At 70.0% G+C, this 19,618-nt stretch carries 15 protein-coding genes; 7 read left to right on the top strand and 8 right to left on the bottom strand.

All coding sequences use genetic code 11. The features are described 5' to 3' along the window. Positions 1-241: 241 nt before the first annotated feature. Positions 242-3,070, bottom strand: a complete 2,829-nt coding sequence (gene secA, locus ACFU5K_RS25410; protein WP_384065621.1) for a preprotein translocase subunit SecA — start codon at positions 3,068-3,070, stop codon at positions 242-244. A 239-nt stretch (positions 3,071-3,309) separates the two neighbouring features. Between secA and ACFU5K_RS25405 the strand changes: the two genes are divergently transcribed. After that, positions 3,310-3,900, top strand: coding sequence for a GNAT family N-acetyltransferase (locus tag ACFU5K_RS25405; protein ID WP_384065619.1), 591 nt, complete (start codon positions 3,310-3,312; stop codon positions 3,898-3,900). A 10-nt stretch (positions 3,901-3,910) separates the two neighbouring features. Next, positions 3,911-5,086, top strand: coding sequence for a winged helix-turn-helix domain-containing protein (locus ACFU5K_RS25400; RefSeq protein WP_384065617.1), 1,176 nt, complete (start codon positions 3,911-3,913; stop codon positions 5,084-5,086). A gap of 18 nt (positions 5,087-5,104) precedes the next feature. Here ACFU5K_RS25400 and ACFU5K_RS25395 read toward each other — a convergent pair whose 3' ends face one another. From ACFU5K_RS25395 to mtnA, 7 genes are all read right to left on the bottom strand, one after another. Next, the gene (locus tag ACFU5K_RS25395; RefSeq protein ID WP_384065615.1) at positions 5,105-5,857 is read right to left on the bottom strand and encodes a response regulator; all 753 of its coding nucleotides are present in this window, start codon (positions 5,855-5,857) and stop codon (positions 5,105-5,107) included. Between the two features lie 195 nt (positions 5,858-6,052). Next, complete coding sequence (gene hpf, locus ACFU5K_RS25390) at positions 6,053-6,742, bottom strand: ribosome hibernation-promoting factor, HPF/YfiA family (protein WP_384065613.1); 690 nt, start codon at positions 6,740-6,742, stop codon at positions 6,053-6,055. 329 nt (positions 6,743-7,071) lie between these two features. Continuing rightward, positions 7,072-7,791 carry a ComF family protein gene (locus ACFU5K_RS25385; RefSeq protein ID WP_384065611.1) on the bottom strand — a complete coding sequence of 240 codons (720 nt, stop codon included), beginning with the start codon at positions 7,789-7,791 and terminating at the stop codon, positions 7,072-7,074. A gap of 201 nt (positions 7,792-7,992) precedes the next feature. Further along, entirely contained in the window at positions 7,993-9,858 is a 1,866-nt protein-coding gene (locus ACFU5K_RS25380) for an LpqB family beta-propeller domain-containing protein (protein ID WP_384065609.1), read from the bottom strand. Beyond that, a complete protein-coding gene (gene mtrB / locus ACFU5K_RS25375; protein WP_384065607.1) occupies positions 9,848-11,878 on the bottom strand; it encodes an MtrAB system histidine kinase MtrB in 2,031 nt (676 codons plus the stop codon). The genes ACFU5K_RS25380 and mtrB overlap by 11 nt, the downstream gene beginning before the upstream one ends. Position 11,879: 1 nt before the next feature. Next, positions 11,880-12,569: a two-component system response regulator MtrA gene (mtrA, locus tag ACFU5K_RS25370; protein WP_187281934.1), complete on the bottom strand. Its 690-nt coding sequence runs from the start codon at positions 12,567-12,569 to the stop codon at positions 11,880-11,882. Positions 12,570-12,573: 4 nt separating this feature from the next. Further along, entirely contained in the window at positions 12,574-13,722 is a 1,149-nt protein-coding gene (gene mtnA, locus ACFU5K_RS25365; protein WP_384065605.1) for an S-methyl-5-thioribose-1-phosphate isomerase, read from the bottom strand. Positions 13,723-13,862: 140 nt separating this feature from the next. On the opposite strand from mtnA, the gene ACFU5K_RS25360 reads away from it, so the two are divergent. The 5 genes from ACFU5K_RS25360 to ACFU5K_RS25340 are packed head-to-tail and all read left to right on the top strand — an operon-like array spanning position 13,863 to position 19,331. Continuing rightward, positions 13,863-15,071: a glycerophosphoryl diester phosphodiesterase membrane domain-containing protein gene (locus tag ACFU5K_RS25360; protein ID WP_384065603.1), complete on the top strand. Its 1,209-nt coding sequence runs from the start codon at positions 13,863-13,865 to the stop codon at positions 15,069-15,071. A 4-nt stretch (positions 15,072-15,075) separates the two neighbouring features. Further along, positions 15,076-15,768, top strand: a complete 693-nt coding sequence (locus ACFU5K_RS25355; RefSeq protein ID WP_384065601.1) for a DUF4129 domain-containing protein — start codon at positions 15,076-15,078, stop codon at positions 15,766-15,768. Further along, on the top strand, positions 15,765-16,991 hold the full coding sequence (locus ACFU5K_RS25350) for a DUF4350 domain-containing protein (RefSeq protein ID WP_384065599.1): 1,227 nt from the start codon (positions 15,765-15,767) through the stop codon (positions 16,989-16,991). Before ACFU5K_RS25355 ends, ACFU5K_RS25350 begins: the two co-directional genes overlap by 4 nt. Continuing rightward, positions 16,988-18,007 carry an AAA family ATPase gene (locus ACFU5K_RS25345; protein WP_384065597.1) on the top strand — a complete coding sequence of 340 codons (1,020 nt, stop codon included), beginning with the start codon at positions 16,988-16,990 and terminating at the stop codon, positions 18,005-18,007. Before ACFU5K_RS25350 ends, ACFU5K_RS25345 begins: the two co-directional genes overlap by 4 nt. Positions 18,008-18,017: 10 nt before the next feature. Then, positions 18,018-19,331: a DUF58 domain-containing protein gene (locus tag ACFU5K_RS25340; RefSeq protein WP_384065595.1), complete on the top strand. Its 1,314-nt coding sequence runs from the start codon at positions 18,018-18,020 to the stop codon at positions 19,329-19,331. The last annotated feature ends 287 nt before the right edge of the window (positions 19,332-19,618 follow it).

Raw genomic sequence — 19,618 nt, 5'->3', positions numbered from 1 at the left:
AGCCCGCCGTCCGCAGGAGCCCTGGGCCCTTCGGACGCGCCTCTGAGCGCCCGAAGGGCCCCCTCGTACACCGCCCGGCTCGCCGTGCGCCCAGGGGCCCTGCAGGCGGCTCCTCACCCCTCGTGCCCCTTGCCCGGGGCACACACCTCGAGGTCGCCGAACGGGGTCGGGACAGGCAAAACGGCCTGGGCGCGGACACGCGTGGTGTCCGGCACAGGCCGTTCCGGGGTGGTGCGTCGCGCTACTTCCTGCGCCGGCGCCCGCCGCCGCCACCGCTCTTCTGCGCCTTACGGCGCTCCGCACGCGTCATGCCGTCACCCTCGGACGACGCGCTGTCGCCGTTGGAGAAGTCGCCCTCGACGACGCCGCCCTCGCCGTCCACCGTGGGCGCGGAGAAGTGGAGCCGGTCGGGGCGCTGAGGCGCGTCCAGGCCCTTGGCGCGGATCTCGGGCCGCCCGGCCGGGGCCGGCACCGGAGCGTCCTGCTTGTCGAGCGAGGTCCGCTCGCCCGTGGCCTGCACCGGAACCTCCTCGACCTGCTGCTCCACCTGGACCTCCAGGTTGAACAGGTAGCCGACGGACTCCTCCTTGATGCCTTCCATCATGGCGTTGAACATGTCGAAGCCCTCGCGCTGGTACTCGACCAGAGGGTCCTTCTGCGCCATGGCCCGCAGGCCGATGCCCTCCTGGAGGTAGTCCATCTCGTAGAGGTGCTCACGCCACTTGCGGTCCAGCACGGACAGCACCACACGGCGCTCGAGCTCACGCATGACGTCCGAGCCGAGCGTCTTCTCGCGCTCCTGGTACTGCTCGTGGATGTCGTCCTTCACCGACTCGGCGATGAAGTCGGCCGTGACCCCCGCCAGGTCGCCCGCGGCGTCCTCGAGCTCGGCCACGGTCACCTTCACCGGGTAGAGCTGCTTGAAGGCGCCCCACAGACGGTCCAGGTCCCACTCCTCGGCGAAGCCCTCCGACGTCTCCTGGCGGATGTAGTCGTCGATCGTGTCGTCCATGAAGTGGCGGATCTGGTCCTGCAGGTCCTCGCCCTGCAGGACCCGCCGGCGCTCGCCGTAGATGACCTCGCGCTGCCGGTTGAGCACCTCGTCGTACTTCAGGACGTTCTTACGCGTCTCGAAGTTCTGCTGCTCGACCTGCGACTGTGCGGAGGCGATCGCGCGGGTCACCATCTTGTTCTCGATAGGGACGTCGTCGGGGACGTTCGCCATCGACATGACGCGCTCGACCATCTGCGCCTTGAACAGACGCATCAGGTCATCACCCAGTGACAGGTAGAACCGGGACTCGCCGGGGTCTCCCTGACGGCCGGAACGACCGCGCAGCTGGTTGTCGATACGGCGCGACTCGTGCCGCTCCGTGCCCAGGACGTACAGCCCGCCGAGCTCCTTCACCTCTTCGAACTCCGCCTTGACGGCCAGCTCGGCCTTCTCCAGCGCGGCGGGCAGGGCGGCCGCCCACTCCTCGACGTGCTCCACGGGGTCCAGACCACGCTGGCGCAGCTCCGCCTCAGCCAGGTCGTCCGGGTTTCCGCCGAGCTTGATGTCGGTGCCTCGGCCCGCCATGTTCGTGGCGACCGTGACCGCGCCCTTGCGGCCGGCCTGGGCGACGATCGTCGCCTCACGGTCGTGCTGCTTGGCGTTGAGGACCTCGTGCTGCACCCCGCGCTTGGAGAGCTGCTGCGAGAGGTACTCGGACTTCTCGACGGAGGTCGTGCCGACCAGGATCGGCTGGCCCTTCTCGTGCTTCTCCGCGATGTCGTCGACCACCGCGGCGAACTTCGCGACCTCGGTGCGGTAGATCAGGTCGGACTGGTCGGCGCGGACCATCGGCCGGTTCGTCGGGATGGGCACGACACCGAGCTTGTAGATCTGGTGGAACTCAGCGGCCTCGGTCATCGCCGTACCGGTCATGCCGGAGAGCTTGCCGTACAGGCGGAAGAAGTTCTGCAGGGTGATCGTGGCGAGGGTCTGGTTCTCGTCCTTGATGTCGACCCCTTCCTTCGCCTCGATGGCCTGGTGCATGCCCTCGTTGTAACGGCGGCCTGCGAGGATACGGCCGGTGTGCTCGTCGACGATCATGACCTCGCCGTCGATGACGACGTAGTCCTTGTCCTTCTTGAAGAGTTCCTTGGCCTTGATCGCGTTGTTGAGGTAACCCACGAGCGGGGTGTTCACCGACTCGTAGAGGTTGTCGATCCCGAGCCAGTCCTCGACCTTCGCGACACCGGGCTCGTGGATGGCCACGGTCCGCTTCTTCTCGTCGACCTCGTAGTCGCCGGTCTCCTCGATGCCCTTCAGCGGGTTGCCCGCCTCACCCCGGGTGAGGCGCGTGACCAGCTTGGCGAAGTCGCCGTACCACTTGGTCGCCTGGTCCGCGGGGCCGGAGATGATCAGCGGCGTACGGGCCTCGTCGACGAGGATCGAGTCGACCTCGTCGACGATGGCGAAGTTGTGGCCGCGCTGGACGAGCTCGTCCTGGGACCACGCCATGTTGTCGCGGAGGTAGTCGAAACCGAACTCGTTGTTCGTGCCGTACGTGATGTCGCAGGCGTACTGCTCACGGCGCTGCGCCGGTGTCATGTTCGCGACGATGCAGCCGACCTCGAGACCGAGGAACTTGTGCACCCGGCCCATCATCTCGGAGTCACGCTCGGCCAGGTAGTCGTTGACCGTGATCAGGTGTACGCCCTTGCCGGAGAGCGCGTTGAGATACGCAGGCAGGGTGCCGACGAGGGTCTTGCCCTCGCCGGTCTTCATCTCGGCCACGTAGCCGAGGTGCAGGGCGGCGCCGCCCATCATCTGGACGTCGTAGTGGCGCTGTCCGAGGACACGCTTCGCGGCCTCACGGACGGTCGCGAATGCTTCGGGAAGCAGGTCGTCCAGGCTCTCGCCGTCCGCGTACCGTTCCTTGTACTCGTCGGTGAGCGCCCGCAGCTCGGCGTCGGAGAGGTTGACGAAGTCCTCTTCGATGGAGCTGACCTGGTCCGCGATGCGGTGCAGTTTGCGCAGGATCTTGCCTTCGCCTGCACGCATGAGCTTGTTGAAGACGGACACTGAGGCTGGTCTCCTTGCCGGTCGGGCCTGGCACTGGGTCGTGTAATGGACTCGGCGCGGGCACGGCAGGTGGGCCCCACCGCAACGGCCATCGTAAGCGAGGACCCCGCCGCGCCGGGAGGGCTGCCGCCGCGTTGACCCCGCCGCACCCTTCCAGGACAACGGACGGAGGGGACGGAAGGTGCCGGGCAACCCGAAAAGTACTCGCATTCCGTAGGCCGGATCACCACTATTCCTTCATGGAACCCACGGCTTTCACCACGGATCGTCTGCTCCTGCGGCCCTTCGAGCCCGGGGACGCGGAAGAGGTCTACGTCGCCTGCCAGGACCCGGCGATCCAGCGCTGGACAGTCGTCCCCTCGCCGTACACCCGCGCCGACGCCGAGCTCTTCACCCAGGATCTGGCGCCCGCCGGATGGCAGAACGATACGACGTACGGCTTCGCGGTTCTGCTGCGGGACGGCGGCACGCTCGTCGGCGCGCTCGGCATCGACCGCCGCCCCCTGCCGGGCACCTACGAGGTGGGCTTCTGGACGGCAGCCGAGCACCGCGGCGCCGGATACACCACCGAAGCCGTACTCGGAGCCGCGCGCTGGGCATTCACCGAGCTCTCCGCGGACCGGATGGAATGGCGTACGGAGATCGGTAACACATCGTCCCGGGCCGTCGCCCTGCGTGCCGGTTTCCGTATGGAGGGCGACCAGCGATCGGCACTGTTCAACAAAGGCGTGCGGCTCGACACCTGGACGGGCGCCCTGCTCCCGGCAGACCTCGGGCTGCCCAGCACCTTCCCCCACCGGCCGGCCACGGGTGTCAGTGGCGCGCTCTAGGGTCGTGCGCATGACGTCTGCGCCGAAGCCCGTTCTGGAACTCTCCGCCGACCAGGCCCGCCGGATCGCCCTTCGCGCCCAGGGCCTCCTGGGCGCGCCGGACCGCCGTGGCGGCGTCCGGGGGGTGCTGCGGGGCGTCGGGGCCGTCCAGCTCGACACGATCTCGGTCCTGGCCAGGTCTCACGAGCTCGTGCCGTACGCGCGCCTGGGCGCCGTCGGGCGTCGCACCGTCGACGAGGCCTACTGGTCGGGCGGCCACTCGTTCGAGTACTGGTCACACGCCGCGTGCATCCTCCCGGTCGAGGAGTGGCCGCATTTCGCCTTCCGCCGCCGCGCCTACCGGGCCCGTCCGCAGTGGAACCACGACCTGCCCGACGGGACGTACGAGACGGTGATCAAGCAGCTGCGCGCCGAGGGCCCGCTGACGGCCACCGAGCTCGGCGGCGCGAAGAACGGCGGCGAGTGGTGGGACTGGTCGGCGTCCAAGGTCGCCGTCGAGCGGGCCCTGATGTACGGCGAGGTGGTGTGCACCGAACGGCGCGGGTGGAAGCGGATCTACGACCTGGCCGAGCGGGCGATCCCCGACGCCCTGCTCCACGACGACATGGACGACACGGAGTGCCTGCGCAGGCTCGTGGCCTTGGCCGGACAGTCGCTGGGCGTCGGCACCCGGGCGGACATCGCCGACTACCACCGGCTCAAGGGCGAACAGTTCGACGCGGTCGTGGCGGACTCCGGGCTGGTTCCGGTGTCGGTGCGGGGCTGGACGAAGCCGGCGTGGGCACACCCGGAAGCCCTGGCCTCGGAGCCGCGGGGACGTCACCGCACGACACTCCTGTCACCGTTCGACTCCCTGATCTGGGAGCGGGCGCGCACCGAGCGGATCTTCGGCTTCACCCACCGCCTGGAGGCGTACGTCCCCCGGCCCAAGCGGATCCACGGCTACTTCGCGATGCCGCTGCTGGCGGGCGGGAGACTGCAGGGCCGGGTCGACCCGGCGAGGGAGGGGACCACACTGGTCGCGCGCCAGGTGTCGCTGGACGGCGCGAAGTCCGTGACACCCATGGCCGAGGCCCTCGCCGAGGCTGCGTCCTGGGTCGGCTGCACCGACGTCCGGCTCGAGCGGGTGGACGCACCGGAGCTGCGCGACCCCCTCACGGCGGCGATCACCCGGGCTCTCGCCTGAGGGCCGCCCCGCAGGGCGTCACCGGATCTCGAGGATCTTCTCCCGCATGGCGTAGACCACCGCTTCCATCCGGGAGTGCAACTGCAGCTTCTCCAGAATATTGCGGACGTGGTTCTTGACCGTGTTCTCCGAGATGAACAATTCCTTGGCGATATCGCGGTTGTTCATGCCCGTGGCGACGAGTTTGAGAACCTCCAGCTCCCGCTCGGTGAGACGCGGTGCGGGCACGAGACGGCGCTCGTCGGTGCGCTGGATCATCGATTTGAACTCGGTGAGCAGTTTGGATGCCATCGACGGACTGATCTGGGACTGGCCGTCCGCCACCGCGCGAATCGCCGTGGCCACCTCGTCGGTGGAGATCTCCTTGAGGAGGTAGCCGGTGGCACCGGCCTTGATCGCTTCGTAGAGGTCGGCCTCCTCGTCGCTGATCGTCAGCATGATGATCTTGGCGCTGGGGGCCACCTCCTTGATGGATGTGCACGCTTCGATACCCCCGCGCCTGGGCATGCGTACATCCATCAGCACGATGTCGGGCAGCAGGTCCGCCGCCTTGTCCACAGCCTCGGCCCCGTCCCCCGCCTCCCCGACGACCTGGATGTCCTCCTCCTGGGCGAGGACGATCTCCAGACCCCTGCGGAAGAGCGCGTGGTCGTCCACCACCAGCACCCTGATCGGCTCCTTGCGGGAACTGCCGTCGTCCGCACCGGAGTCCACGCCACCACCGCTGCCGGCATCGGTCGTCCCGCGCACGGGCCCGAAGGTGTCCGCCATCGTTCCTCCCCCTGAAGGCCACTGCCTGAGGTCACAGGCTGTCCGCCAACGGCAGTGCACAGAGCACTGATTGGCCTGGGGCGCCATGCTTTCATGCCTGACTGCCGAAACGGTGCCCCGCGGAGTCCCCGCGGTCCCCCGGCCGCGCGCGAACGCTTGCCAGGGGCACCGTGCATGGGCTGGTGAAGGGTGGTGTCAGCCGCCGAGCGCACCGCCCGCGCCGCCCGCCCCGTCGGAGGCCAGCGGGTCGGTCCTCAGATGGATGACGCCGTAGTCGTAGGCGTGCCGCCGGTAGACGACACTGGGCTCCTTGGTCTCGGAGTCGACGAAGAGGTAGAAGTCGTGTCCGACCAACTCCATCTCGTAGAGAGCCTGGTCGAGCGTCATGGGCGCTGCGACGTGCATCTTCTCGCGTACGACGAGCGGCCCTTCGCCCTGTACCTCGAGCGAGCCGATCCTCTTGGTGGGCACGGACGGAGCCGACTCCTCGGGAATCAGCTCACCGTCACCGTTGAAGGAGGCGGCTTCCGGCACGACCTCCGCGACCTCGGCAGCCGACAGCCGCCCGCTGCCACGCCTGCTGTAGCGCTTGTCGTGCTCCTTGCGCAGCTGCGTGTCCAGCTTGTCCGTGGCCAGGTCCAGCGCTGCGTACGGGTCGCCTGCCGCCGCTTCCGCCCGGATGACCGGCCCACGCGAGCGGAGCGTGATCTCCACCCGTGCCGCACGGTCGGCCTGACGGGGATTCGGCTCCTTGGACACCTCCACGTCGAGGCTGATCACCTTGCCGTCGAACTTCTGGATCTTGTCCAGCTTCAGCTTCTCGGCCACGTGCTTGCGGAACCGCTCGGGCACCTCGGTCTTGCGGCCCTTGACGACGATGTCCACGCAGAACTCCGTTCCCGGATCGCTCCGCTTAGGCGGCGGAGCATCTCCCTTTTGCACCAGGCTCCAGTGATCACCGGAGCCGCGGACTCGGTGACTTTCACCTCCTCCTCCCCCACCGATGAGGTATCCACCCCACCGACTTCCATGCTTCTGGCCTGCTGGTGAGTTACCTGCCCGAAACCTGGTGGTGCATTCGTCGAGGCGCGAGATTCACCGTTCCTCACAACCGAACATAGCCTGCCCACCACCGTGTCGGCACCCGCTACTCACGCGTACCTCCGATCAGGACGCTTTAGCCACTCACCACCTGCAACGATGCAAGTTAACTGTCAGTTCCGGTTTAATTCGAAAGCAGTCGGAGAAGCCGCGACAACCGCGGCCATGAGCCCCTCCACGCGGACGCCACCGGCGTGCCCCGCCGCCCGGACGGCGCGTGCCGCATCCGCCAGCGAGGCGCCGGTCGTCAACAGGTCGTCCACGAGCACCACCCGGCCCTGCGCGAGAAGCCTGGCACCGCCGGCCGCGACCACCAGGGCGCCCGCCAGATTCGCCTGCCGCTCGCGCGCCCCCAGACCTGCCTGGTCGGCCACCGTCCGCCGCTGTCCCAGCACCGCGAGCACCCGGGCCCGCGTGCCCCCGCGCCGCAGTTCGGCGCCGGCCGCGACCGCGATCCTGCGCACCGGATCGTGCCCCCGCGCCGCCGTTGCGCGCCGGGCGGACGGGACGGGCACCAGAAGCAGGGGCCGCGCACTGCCCGCCGGCCCCGGCCCGGCTCTCACTGCGGCCGCCAGCGCCCTGCCGAGTGCCCCGGCCAGGGTGAGTGCCCCTCGCTCCTTGTGGGCCAGCAGCATGGCGCGTACGGCGTTCTCATACGGCGCGGCAGCGTGGACCACGGGGAGTCCGGACGGCTCGGGCGCGGGCCGCACCCGGCGCGGCTCGGCCGCCAGCGCCCCCGCGCACTCGTCGCACAGTTCCGTACGCGGTCTGCCGCACCCCGCACAGGGCACGGGCAGAACCATCCCCACGATCTCCCGCCACCATCCCCGCACACCTCCACTGTGCCGAGGCGGCGGGCGGGCTGCCACCCCTGTGGACAACCCCCTGTGGACAACGGGGCGGCGAGGCCCGCAGGCGCTCACCGTCACGCCGCGGACAGCCGCGTGACGCGCCTGCGATTCCCCGCCGGCGATCCGGCCCGGCGGTCATCCGGCCACCCCGGGCTGCCCCCGCGCCCTGCCCCGGAGCCGGGATCAGCCCGGGTAGACGAGCGAGGAACCGTTCTTGAGAACCGTCTGCCAGTTGTCGCCCGGCGACAGCTTCACTATCCCGTCACTCTCGGTGTCCGCCATCAGCGGCAACCGCTCGTCGTCCGCCGCTGCGACTGCGGTCACCTGGTTCACACCCGGCAGGACTCCGGAGGACGGGGTGGCCCCGTCGGCCTGCACATAACGCACCTGCTGCACACCGCCCTCCTCCTTGCCGACCACCACGAGCCGGCTGCGGCCCGACCAGGACACCGCCGTCACCTCCGCCAGCTGCGGCGCGGCCTGGCGCAGGTCCTCCACGGACACCGTCTCGGACTTCCCCGAGCCCTGCCGCTCGACCCTGCCGATACTCAGCGTCGTATGCCCGTTCCTCGACACCCGCAGGGCTATGCGCACCCCGTCGGAAGACATCCGCAGCGCCTCGATCCGCCCGCCGTCCAGGCCCGGGATCGCGACCTCCTCCGGTTTTCCGGCACCGCCCACCAGGCGCAGCAGCCGGGGACCGGCCGGATTCCGGTCGGCGACCCACAGGTCACCGCCGCCGTCCCAGCTCGGTGCCGACAGCCGGTCCCCGGGCTTGACGGCATCGCTGGTGACCACGGGTGCTGACGGTTCGCTCTCCGAGACGAGGGAGGACACATAGAGGCGCTGCCCGTCCGCGGAAACCGCCGCGGCCTGCTGTTCGTCCCTGGAGACACCGACGGAACCCATGGCCACCGGACCACTGCCGAACGGGCCGGTGACAGGCTCCGGATCACCGCCTCCCTTGCTGCTGCCGGGAATGCGCTGCACGTGTCCCTCGTCGTCGACGAAGTACTGGCTGTCGGGGGTGTCGGGGGCGTCGTCCGCGGCGAACTCCCTCGCCTCGTCCGCTCCCAGCGAGCACAGCGGCCCCTGCCCGCCCTGCAACTCCACCTGCCCCACCCGGGCGGACGTCAGGTCGCGCAGGGTGAAGAGCACCTGGGCGGCCATCATCCGGCAGGCACCCTGGCCCGCCTTCTCCGCCTTCTTGTTGAGCGGCACCGTCAGGACGTTCTGGTCGTCCGGGGCCAGCGACGTGACCCCCTTCTTCAACGACGTCCCGGCGGGGAAACGCGAATCGACCACCGGCCGCAGCCAGTTCGAAGGCCCCGCCAGCAGCGCCCGTACCGTCTGCGTCGTCGTGTCCATGCGGGTCACGGGATCCGTACGGTTGCGTACGTAGACGGGATCGGCGACGAGCACGGGATCCTCGGCCGGCCGGCCCGCGGCGAAGTAGTACTTGTTCACGGAACGGTAGAGACGCTTGAAGTCGGACTGCCCGAGCACCAGGCCGTCCGGCACGATGTCGATGCGCCATTCGTGCTTGCCGTCCGCCCCCTTCTCCCTGACCAGGTGCAGCATCTGGGAGTACTCCGTAGGAGCCAGCGGCCGGTAGGAGCTCTGCGCGTCGACCGCCGCCACCTGCTCGCCAGTCAGCGTGTAGGTGGTCTCGGTCGCCTTGCGCTCCTTGTCGTGGACCGTGGGCCCGTTGCGGTTCGGCGCCTTCGAGAGCACCGTGGTGCCCTCAGTCGGCTGCCAGGTGCGGGCCGCCTCCGCCGTCAGGTACGTGCGGGTCGTCCGGAAATCGGGATCGTCGCTCGTCATCGACTCGAGGAACCCGTCGACGACCTCCAGGGGCGCGGCGCCCTCCCTCGGCGGGACGGCGTACACCTGCACCTGGGATTCCCCCGGCTGCGATGCGTCGACCGGTTTCACGTCGCCGGTGTCCGGCATCGCCCCGCACCCCGCGAGCACCACCACACCGCAGCCGATCAGTGCGGACAGCCGGACCGCCCGGCCCCGGCCGCCCCGACGACGCTCACTCTCCACGAGTCGTGTCCTCCCGCTCAGGGTCCTGCGTCTCTGGATCGGTGGCTCCACCACCGGGCCGCTCACCGGCCGGACGCGACACCACTCGCGCTCCGTTGCCCGGCAGTGCCGCCGGATGGACCGATGCCGGGGTACGCGAGCCCGCGGGGCCGTGCGCGGGCACGGTGATCGGAGAACGCGCGGAACCGGACTGGCTCGGTACCGACATGAGCCGGTGGTCGGATGGGGCAGGTGCCGTCTCCGCGCGCTCACGCTCTTCCCTGCTACGCCGGGAATCCTCCGGCTCCAGCGGTATCGGTGACCCGCGCAGCGGTTCGTCCGCCGTACGCGGCAGGGTCAGCCGGAACTGTGAACCGCCGCCCGGCTCGCCCCAGGCCTGCAGCCAGCCACCGTGCAGCCGGGCGTCCTCGACGGCGATCGACAGCCCCAGACCCGTGCCGCCGGTCGTGCGGGCCCTCGCCGGGTCCGCCCGCCAGAACCGGTTGAAGACCCGGGTCGCCTCGCCGGGCTTGAGCCCCACGCCGTAGTCGCGGACGGCCACCGCCACCGCACCCTGGGCGACGCCCATGCGCACGACGACGTCGCGGCCCTCACCGTGCTCGACGGCGTTGACGACGAGGTTGCGCAGGACACGCTCGACACGCCGGGCGTCAGCTTCGGCGATCACGGGCTGCTCGTCCCCGACCACGCGGATCCGGCTGCCCTTGCGCTCCGCCAGCGGCGCGGCGCCGCCGATCACGCGCCGGACGACCGTACGCAGGTCTATCGGTTCCGCCTCCAGTGCCGCCGCTCCCGCGTCGAACCTGCTGATCTCCAGCAGGTCGGAGAGGAGCGACTCGAAACGGTCGAGCTGGTCCCCCAGCAGTTCGGCGGACCGGGCCGTGACGGGGTCGAAGTCGACACGTGCTTCATGGATCACATCGGCGGCCATGCGCACCGTCGTCAGCGGGGTGCGCAGCTCATGGCTGACGTCGGAGACGAAACGCCGCTGCATACGGGAGAGCTCCTCCAGCTGCTGGATCTTCAGCTGCAGGCTCTGCGCCATCTTGTTGAAGGCTTCACCGAGGCGTGCGATGTCGTCCTCGCCGGTGACCTTCATACGTTCCTGGAGCCGGCCCGCGGAAAGCCGCTCGGCGATGCCGGCCGCCATCCGGACGGGCGTGACGACCTGGCGCACCACGAACCACGCGATGGCCCCCAGCAGCACGACCATGAAGAGACCAGCCGTGGCCAGCGTCGTCGTCACGAGCGTCAGCGACTTCTCCTCCTGCGTGAGCGGGAAGAGGTAGTACAGCTCGTACGGGTTGTGATCGATGTCGTACAGCCGCTTGCCCACGACGAGCCCTGGCTCCGGACTCTTGCCGTGGGAGTACCGGATCAGCGAGTACGTCTGGAAGGCACCCGCCCCCTTGCCCACGTCGTCGCGCAGCCTCTCCGGGACGCTGGACGCCTCCACGCTCCCGGAACCGCGCGGGGCCCGGCTGGTGCCCTGTCCGGCCGAGTCGGGGCTGAGCGCCACGACGTTGAAGGCGTTGGTCCCGCCGCTGGCGAGCTGATCGACCAGCTCGGTGCGCCACGAGGTGTTGGCCGTCGTGCCGTCGGCGCCCTCCTCGCTCTGGTCGCCCGGGACCAGAGGGGCGTTCGCGTTCGCCTGAGCGGCGGCGAAACCGCCTGCCGCCTGGGTCTGCGCGGCCTTCCCCTTCGCGTCGAGCAGACCGTTACGGACCTGCCCGATCACGACGAACCCCAGGAGCAGCACCACACCGATCGACATCAGCAGGGTGCCGGCGACCACCCGCAACTGCAGGTTGCGCCGCCACAGCCGGACGGCCGGAAGCAGCGGCCCGCTGATCCACCTCAGGAGGGGCCGGGGCACAGGACCGCCGGGTGTCCGGTCGCGGAGCAACCGGACACCTCGCAGGACCTCACCGAAGCGGGAGGACGTCCCTGGCGGACCGGCAGCCCGCTCCGTGCGGGCCCCGGTGCCCCCGGGTGGCGGAGCAGCGCTGCCCAGGGTCATGTCAGCTCGGTCCGGCCTTGTAACCGACACCGCGGACGGTCACGACGATCTCCGGACGCTCCGGGTCTTTCTCGACCTTCGAACGGAGCCGCTGTACGTGGACGTTCACCAGACGGGTGTCGGCGGCATGACGGTAGCCCCATACCTGCTCGAGCAGCACCTCACGGGTGAAGACCTGCCAGGGCTTACGGGCGAGAGCGACCAGCAGGTCGAACTCCAGCGGGGTCAGGGCGATGGACTGCCCCTCCCTCTTCACCGAGTGGCCCGCCACGTCGATGACCAGGTCCCCGATCGCCAACTGCTCGGGCGCGGGCTCTTCGGACCGCCGCAGACGTGCCCTGATCCGGGCGACCAACTCCTTCGGTTTGAACGGCTTGACGATGTAGTCGTCGGCCCCGGATTCCAGGCCCACCACCACGTCCACCGTGTCACTCTTTGCCGTGAGCATGACGATCGGCACACCCGACTCGGCCCTGATCAGCCGGCAGACCTCGATGCCGTCCCGTCCGGGCAGCATGAGGTCAAGCAGCACCAGGTCAGGCTTGGCCTCACGAAATGCGGCCAGTGCCTTGTCGCCGTCCGCTACGAACGACGGCTCGAAACCTTCTCCCCGCAGCACAATGCCGAGCATCTCGGCCAGTGCGGTGTCGTCGTCGACGACAAGGACGCGTCCCTTCATAAACGACATCATCCCATTAGCTAATCGTTACCTGCGATGACCTGGCACACAGCTCTGCCAGTCCGACTCCCGTTACCGGGGAAATAACGCCCTCCTCCGTGACGATCGCCGTGACCAGTTCGGGCGGCGTGACATCGAATGCGGGGTTGTACGCCTTGGCCCCCACAGGAGCGAGGGCACTCACGGACCTTCCGCCCGAGGTGGGGACACCTGGCGCATATGTGATCTCTGTCACCTCCGCGGCTGACCGCTGCTCGACGATGATCGATGCGCCGTCCGCGGTCGCCAGATCCACCGTGGTGGTCGGCGCCACGACGACGAACGGCACGTGGTGGTACCTCGCCAGTACCGCCAATGGATAACTCCCCACCTTGTTGGCCACCGACCCGTCCGCCGCGATGCGGTCCGCCCCGATGATGACGGCATCCACCTCCCCCGCCGCGAACAGCGAACCCGCCGCACTGTCGGTGAGCAAGTTGTACGGCATCCCGTTCCTGCCCGCCTCATACGCCGTCAGTCGAGCCCCCTGGAACAGCGGCCTCGTCTCGTCCACCCAGAGCCGGCGCAGCCGGCCCTCCCGGTGCGCCCTCAACGCCACGGCGAAGGCAGTCCCAGCGCCGCCGGACACGAGCGCCCCGGTATTGCAGTGGGTCAGCAACCGGTGCTGCCCACCTCCCGGCAGGAGTTCCGCCAGCAGCTCCAGACCGTACTGCGCCATGCGCCCACTGGCAGCGGCATCCTCTTGGTGCACTGCCCGCGCCTCGGCCAGGGCCGCCGCGGCAGCGGCCGGCATGCCGGCCCCGGCCTCGGCCACCGACCGGTGCACCGCTGCCACCCGACGCGCCCCGTACCCCAGATTCACCGCGGTGGGCCGCGCCCGCTCAAGCAGTCCCGCCGCCGCCTCCACGTCCTCGCCCCGCGCGGCGGCGAGCGCGACGCCGTATCCCCCCGCGATACCCAGCAGCGGCGCACCACGCACCGCCAGCGTCCGTATCGCCTCCACGAGCACCGGAACGTCGGCGCACACCAACTCGACCTCCTCCGAGGGCAGCCGAGTCTGGTCGAGGAGCACCACCGCGGGCCCTTCGGGAGGCTCCTCCCAGCGGAGTACCGAAAGGGGCGGCGGCTCGATGCCCACCGGCGTTTGCGCGTCCTGATCAGCCATCTGCCCAGTCTGCCCGCTGAACCGCCCGCGCACGAAGGCGAGAAGGAGACGGAGGGCCTGGCCCGCCCCGGGGCGGCGCGTGGCACGATGGCTGCCAACCCGCCGCCCCGATGAGCGGACGGAACCGTGAAGGAGCGACGATGAACGACTCTCCGGGCTGGGCTTCGCCCGGATCCGCCCCCTCCGACGACCAGGAAGCGGGCATTCCCAAGCCGTCCTCGCCCGTCGACGAAGACGGCCCCGCCGGACAGTGGTCCCCCGCGCAGCCGCCACCGGGGCAGTGGAGCCCACCTGCCGCCCCGGGCAACGGCCCCGGCACGCCCCCGCCCGCTCCAGGCTGGGGCGGCATGCCTCCAGGGCGGGGATGGGGCGGCCCGCCCATGGCGGCGAAGCCGGGGGTCATCCCGCTGCGGCCGCTCGGCGTCGGCGAAATCCTCGACGGTGCCGTCTCCACGATGCGCGCCCACTGGCGCACCGTGCTCGGCATCAGCCTCACCGTCTCCGTGATCGCGGAGATCGTGGTCGTCCTCGTGCAGCGCTACCTCCTGCCCGAGCCCACCGAGGTCGACCCCAACGCCGTGGGGACGGAAGCGCTGCGCCAGGCCACCGACTCGGCGGCGTCGCAACTCCTCACCAGCGCCCCGGGCGCGTTGATCGCCATGATCGCCACGCTCGTCACGACCTCCGTCCTCACCGTGGTGATCAGCCGCTCCGTGCTCGGCCGCGGAGTGACGCTCGCCGAGGCCTGGGCCGAGGCCCGTCCCCGACTCCTGCCCCTTCTCGGGCTGACGCTGCTGCTGAGCCTCATGAGCGCGGCGATCATGGCTGTGGGCCTGCTCCCGGGCCTGCTCCTGGGCGACGGCGCCGCAGGGCTCGCCCTCGCGTTCGTCGGCCTCCTCGTCGCATGCGGCGTGGTGCTCTGGCTGATGATCCGCTTCACGCTCGCAGCGCCGGCGCTGATGCTCGAAAGGCAGCCCGTACTCACCGCCCTGCGCCGATCCGCGAAGCTGGTCAAGGACAGCTGGTGGCGGACCTTCGGCATCCTGGCGCTGACGTACCTGCTGGTCATCATCGTCAGCCTGATCATCGCCGTCCCGTTCGGCATCATCGCCGTGACGGTGGACAGTGACGGGCTCAGCGAGCTCCTCAACAGCGGCCCGTCCGATTTCGGATGGCCCTTCCTCGTCATCACCGGCATCGGCGAAGTCATCATCTCCACGCTCACCTACCCCTTCACCGCGGGAGTGATGGCCCTGCTCTACGTCGACCAGCGCATCCGCCGCGAGGCGCTCGACCTCGACCTCGCCCGGGCCGCCGGCGTGCCCGGCTACGACACCACCGGGAACTGATGCGGTGAGGGGGCCGGGGGGCACCATCACAGCAGGCCGCTTCGCCGTGAGAGGCGGGGACATACCCGTGGACACGTCCCGTGTCCCCGCCCGCGAAGCGGCACGGGACGAACTGTCCGACCCGATGTACCACCAACACGATCCGAACCTTCTCGAACGCGGAATCGACCGCTTCTGGGACTGGATCGGCGGCCTCTTCGACGGCGCCGCCGGAGCCGGCCCCGGCGGCCCGGTCGGACTCGTCGTGATCTCTCTGGCCGTCGTCGCCCTGGCCGCCGCCCTGTGGTGGCGGCTCGGAACACCGCAACGCACCATCCGCACACCCGAGACACTGTTCGGCGACACCACGCGCAGCGCGGCCGACCACAGGACCGCCGCAGCCGCACACGCCGACGCCAAGCGCTGGACCGAAGCTGTCCAGGAGCGGATGCGCGCCCTCGTACGCTCCCTGGAGGACCGGGCCGTACTCGATGCGCGCCCCGGCCGCACAGCCGACGAGGCCGCCGCAGACGCAGGACGGTTGCTGCCCGCGCACGCGGCCAGGCTCCGAACCGCAGCCCGGGTGTTCGACGACGTCACGTACGGCGGCCGGACCGCCGACGAGGCGGCGTACCTGACCCTGTGCACCCTCGACCGGGACATCGAGACAGCCAAACCTCTACTGACGGCCGGTACAGCTGGAGGGGGCGCCCTGTGACCAGCACGACCGCCGTCCCTCCCACCTCTGCGGCCAGCACGCCCGGACAGATATGGCAGCGCGCGCGAGGTGTTCTGCTCGCCGTACTCGTCCTCGTCGTCGCCGGGGTGGCCTTCGCCGCGCTCCAGTCCGACGGGCAGCACGGCCGCCTCGACCCACGATCCCCCGACCCCCACGGCAGCCGGGCCGTCGCCGAACTCCTGCAGGACAGAGACATATCCGTCGACGTGGCGACCACGCTCGCCGAGGCTGCCGGTGCGGCGGGGCCCGACACCACGCTCCTGGTGACCGGTCCCAATGTGCTCACCCCTCACCAGCAAAGGCGCCTCCGCACCGCAACCGCCGGGTCCGGGGGACGCACCGTCCTCATAGCCCCCGGCCGATCCTCGGTGACCCGGCTCGCCCCCTCCGTACGTGCGGAGTCTTCCGGACCGGTCGCCGCACGCACCCCTGGCTGCGCCCTCCCCGCCGCGCGTGCCGCTGGAACCGCCGACATGGGCGGCGTGCGCTACTCGGCCGTCGCGGTCGGGGCCACCGCCTGCTATCCCGACGCCGGACACGACACCCTCGTCGTCGTGCCGGAGCGGCGAACCGGCGACAGCGTGCTCCTCGGCTCCCCCGATATATTCCGGAACGACCGCCTCGGCCAACGGGGCAACGCCTCCCTGGCCCTGCAACTCCTCGGCTCCCGACCTCATCTCGTCTGGTACCTCCCCTCGTTCGACGATCCCTCCGCTGCCGAGAGCGGCAGCGGAGAACCCGATGACAGCGACGACGCAGCCGGCGGGGAGAGCAGCTTCATCAGCCTGATCCCCTCCGGCTGGCTGTGGGGCACGCTGCAACTGGCCGTCGCCGCCACCCTGGCCGCCATCTGGCGAGCCCGGCGTCTCGGCCCGCTCGTCACCGAGCGGCTACCGGTCGCCGTTCGCGCCTCCGAATCCACCGAAGGACGGGCCCGCCTCTACCGCAAGGCCGACGCCCGCGACCGCGCCGCCGCCACTCTGCGCTCCGCGACCCGTACCCGTATCTCTCCCCTCCTCGGGGTGTCCACCCGCGACGCCGAGTCGCCCGAAATCCTCCTGCCTGCCGTCGCCGCACGCCTCAGCGCTTCGGGCGGAGACCTCGGCTCCCTCCTCTTCGGCCCGGCACCCGCCGACGACGCGGCGCTTGTCCTGCTGACCGACCAACTCGACGCCCTCGAAAGAGAGGTACGCACTTCATGAGCGCCACGACCCCGGAGACCGCCGAGCCTGCGGCACCCACAGGAACCCCTGCGGTCCCCGTGAACTCCGACAGTGCCCGCGCATCGCTGGAAGCCCTGCGTTCAGAGATCTCCAAGGCCGTGGTCGGCCAGGATCCGGCCGTCACCGGCCTCGTCGTCGCTCTCCTCTGCCGGGGCCACGTACTTCTCGAAGGTGTCCCCGGCGTAGCGAAGACGCTTCTGGTACGAGCTCTGGCAGCCTCCCTGGAGCTGGACACCAAACGCGTGCAGTTCACCCCCGACCTGATGCCGAGTGACGTGACGGGCTCTCTGGTCTACGACGCCCGCACGGCCGAGTTCTCGTTCCAGCCCGGCCCCGTGTTCACCAATCTGCTGCTCGCCGACGAGATCAACCGCACCCCTCCCAAGACACAGTCATCGCTGCTGGAGGCCATGGAGGAACGCCAGGTCACCATCGACGGTTCCCCCAGAGCGCTGCCCGACCCCTTCCTGGTCGCCGCCACTCAGAACCCCGTCGAATACGAGGGCACTTACCCCTTGCCCGAGGCGCAGTTGGACCGGTTCCTCCTGAAGCTCACCGTGCCCCTGCCCTCACGCGAGGACGAGATCGGCGTGCTCACCCGCCACGCGGACGGGTTCGACCCGCGCGACCTCAAAGCAGCAGGCGTACGGCCCGTCGCCGGTCCCGCCGACCTGGAGGCCGCGCGCGCCGCCGTCTCCAAGATCTCCGTCTCTCCCGAGATCGCCGCCTACATCGTCGATATCTGCCGTGCCACGCGTGAATCCCCCTCGCTCAACCTCGGCGCATCCCCCCGCGGGGCCACCGCACTGCTCTCCACCGCACGAGCCTGGGCCTGGCTCACGGGCCGGGACTACGTCACACCTGACGACGTGAAAGCCCTCGCACTGCCCACACTTCGCCACCGCATCCAACTGCGACCGGAAGCCGAGATGGAAGGAGTCACCCCCGACTCCGTCATCACAGCCGTCCTCGCCCACGTCCCCGTCCCCCGTTGAGGCGGTAACCATGGCCCTCACCGGACGAGCCGCCTTGGTGGCGGCACTGGGGTCACTCCCCGTAGCCATCACGGCCCCGAGTTGGACCGGCATGCTCGCGGTCGATGTCCCGCTCTCACTGGCAATTCTGTGCGACTACGCCCTGGCCGCGCCAGTAAGTACGCTGCGTTTCACTCGATCCGGTGATACATCCGTTCGACTCGGTGAGATCGCCACTGTGCAACTCACCGTGACCAATTCATCGCGGCGCCGACTGCGAGCCCATCTGCGCGACGCCTGGCCCCCCAGCAGTTGGAGCACGGAACCCGAACAGCGCTCTTCCCGGCACGAGTTCGTCGTACCTGCCGGCGAACGGCGGCGCCTCACCACTGTTCTCCGTCCGTCGCGGCGGGGGGACCGCCAGGCGGAGCGGGTGACGATCCGCTCGTTCGGGCCCCTCGGACTCGCGGCCCGTCAGGGGTATCACCGCGTGCCGTGGACGGTCCGGGTACTGCCCCCCTTCACCAGCAGGAAGCACCTGCCGTCGCGGCTCGCAAGGCTCCGTGAGCTCGACGGCCGCACCAGCGTGCTCACTCGCGGGGAAGGGACCGAGTTCGACAGCCTGCGTGCCTACGTCCCAGGCGACGACACCCGTTCCATCGACTGGCGGGCCACGGCACGGCAGGCCGGCGTCGCAGTCCGTACTTGGCGCCCGGAGCGGGACCAGCACATCCTCGTCGTCCTGGACACAGGCCGTACCTCAGCGGGCCGAGTCGGAGACGTGCCCCGCCTCGACGCCGCCATGGACGCGACGCTGCTCCTCACCGCCCTCGCCACGCGCGCAGGCGACCGCGTGAATCTTCTCGCCTACGACAGGCGCGTCCGAGCCCAGGTACGGGGTGGGGCAGCCGGAGGGGACATCCTGTCGGCCATCGTCGCCGCTCTGGCGCCGCTGGAACCCGAACTGGTGGAGACCGACGCCCGTGGTCTCAGCGCGGCGGCGCTGGCGAGCGCCCCCCGCCGTTCCTTGATCGTTCTGCTCACGAGCCTGGACGCGGCGCCGATCGAAGAAGGCCTGCTTCCGGTCCTCCCACAGCTCACCCGGGGCCACACGGTCCTTGTCGCCGCGGTCGCGGACCCCCAGGTCCAGGCGATGGCAGGCTCACGGGGCACGGTGGACGCGATCTACGAAGCCGCGGCCGGCACACAGACCCAAGCCCAGCGCCGCCACACCGCAGACCAGCTCAGGCGGCACGGCGTCACGGTTGTCGATGCCCCTCCGGACGAGCTCGCCCCGGCCCTCGCCGACGCCTACCTTGCTCTCAAAGCAGCCGGTCGGCTGTAGAAAAGCAGTCGCCCCGCGGTGCGCACGAACACTGGATTGATGCGCACGGACACGGGCTTACTGAAGCATCGCCGGAACCTGCACTCGGTCAGAGGGTGCGGGGTGAGTGGTGCCCGTCGGCACAACCGGAGCCGGCCGCCATCGTGGCGGGGCACGAAAAACATCGCTCCTGGTGCCATACCGGCTCTGTCCAACGGGCCGGGAACGCAGAAAAGCCCCGTGCCACAAGGGCACGGGGCTTTCCCGGAATAATTGTTCGGCGGCGTCCTACTCTCCCACAGGGTCCC

Origin of the sequence: Streptomyces sp. NPDC057428 (genome assembly GCF_042803195.1) — a bacterium.
Classification (GTDB): domain Bacteria; phylum Actinomycetota; class Actinomycetes; order Streptomycetales; family Streptomycetaceae; genus Streptomyces.
The sequence above is the reverse complement of the archived record's forward strand: the minus strand, read 5'-3'. Positions and strand labels throughout refer to the sequence as shown.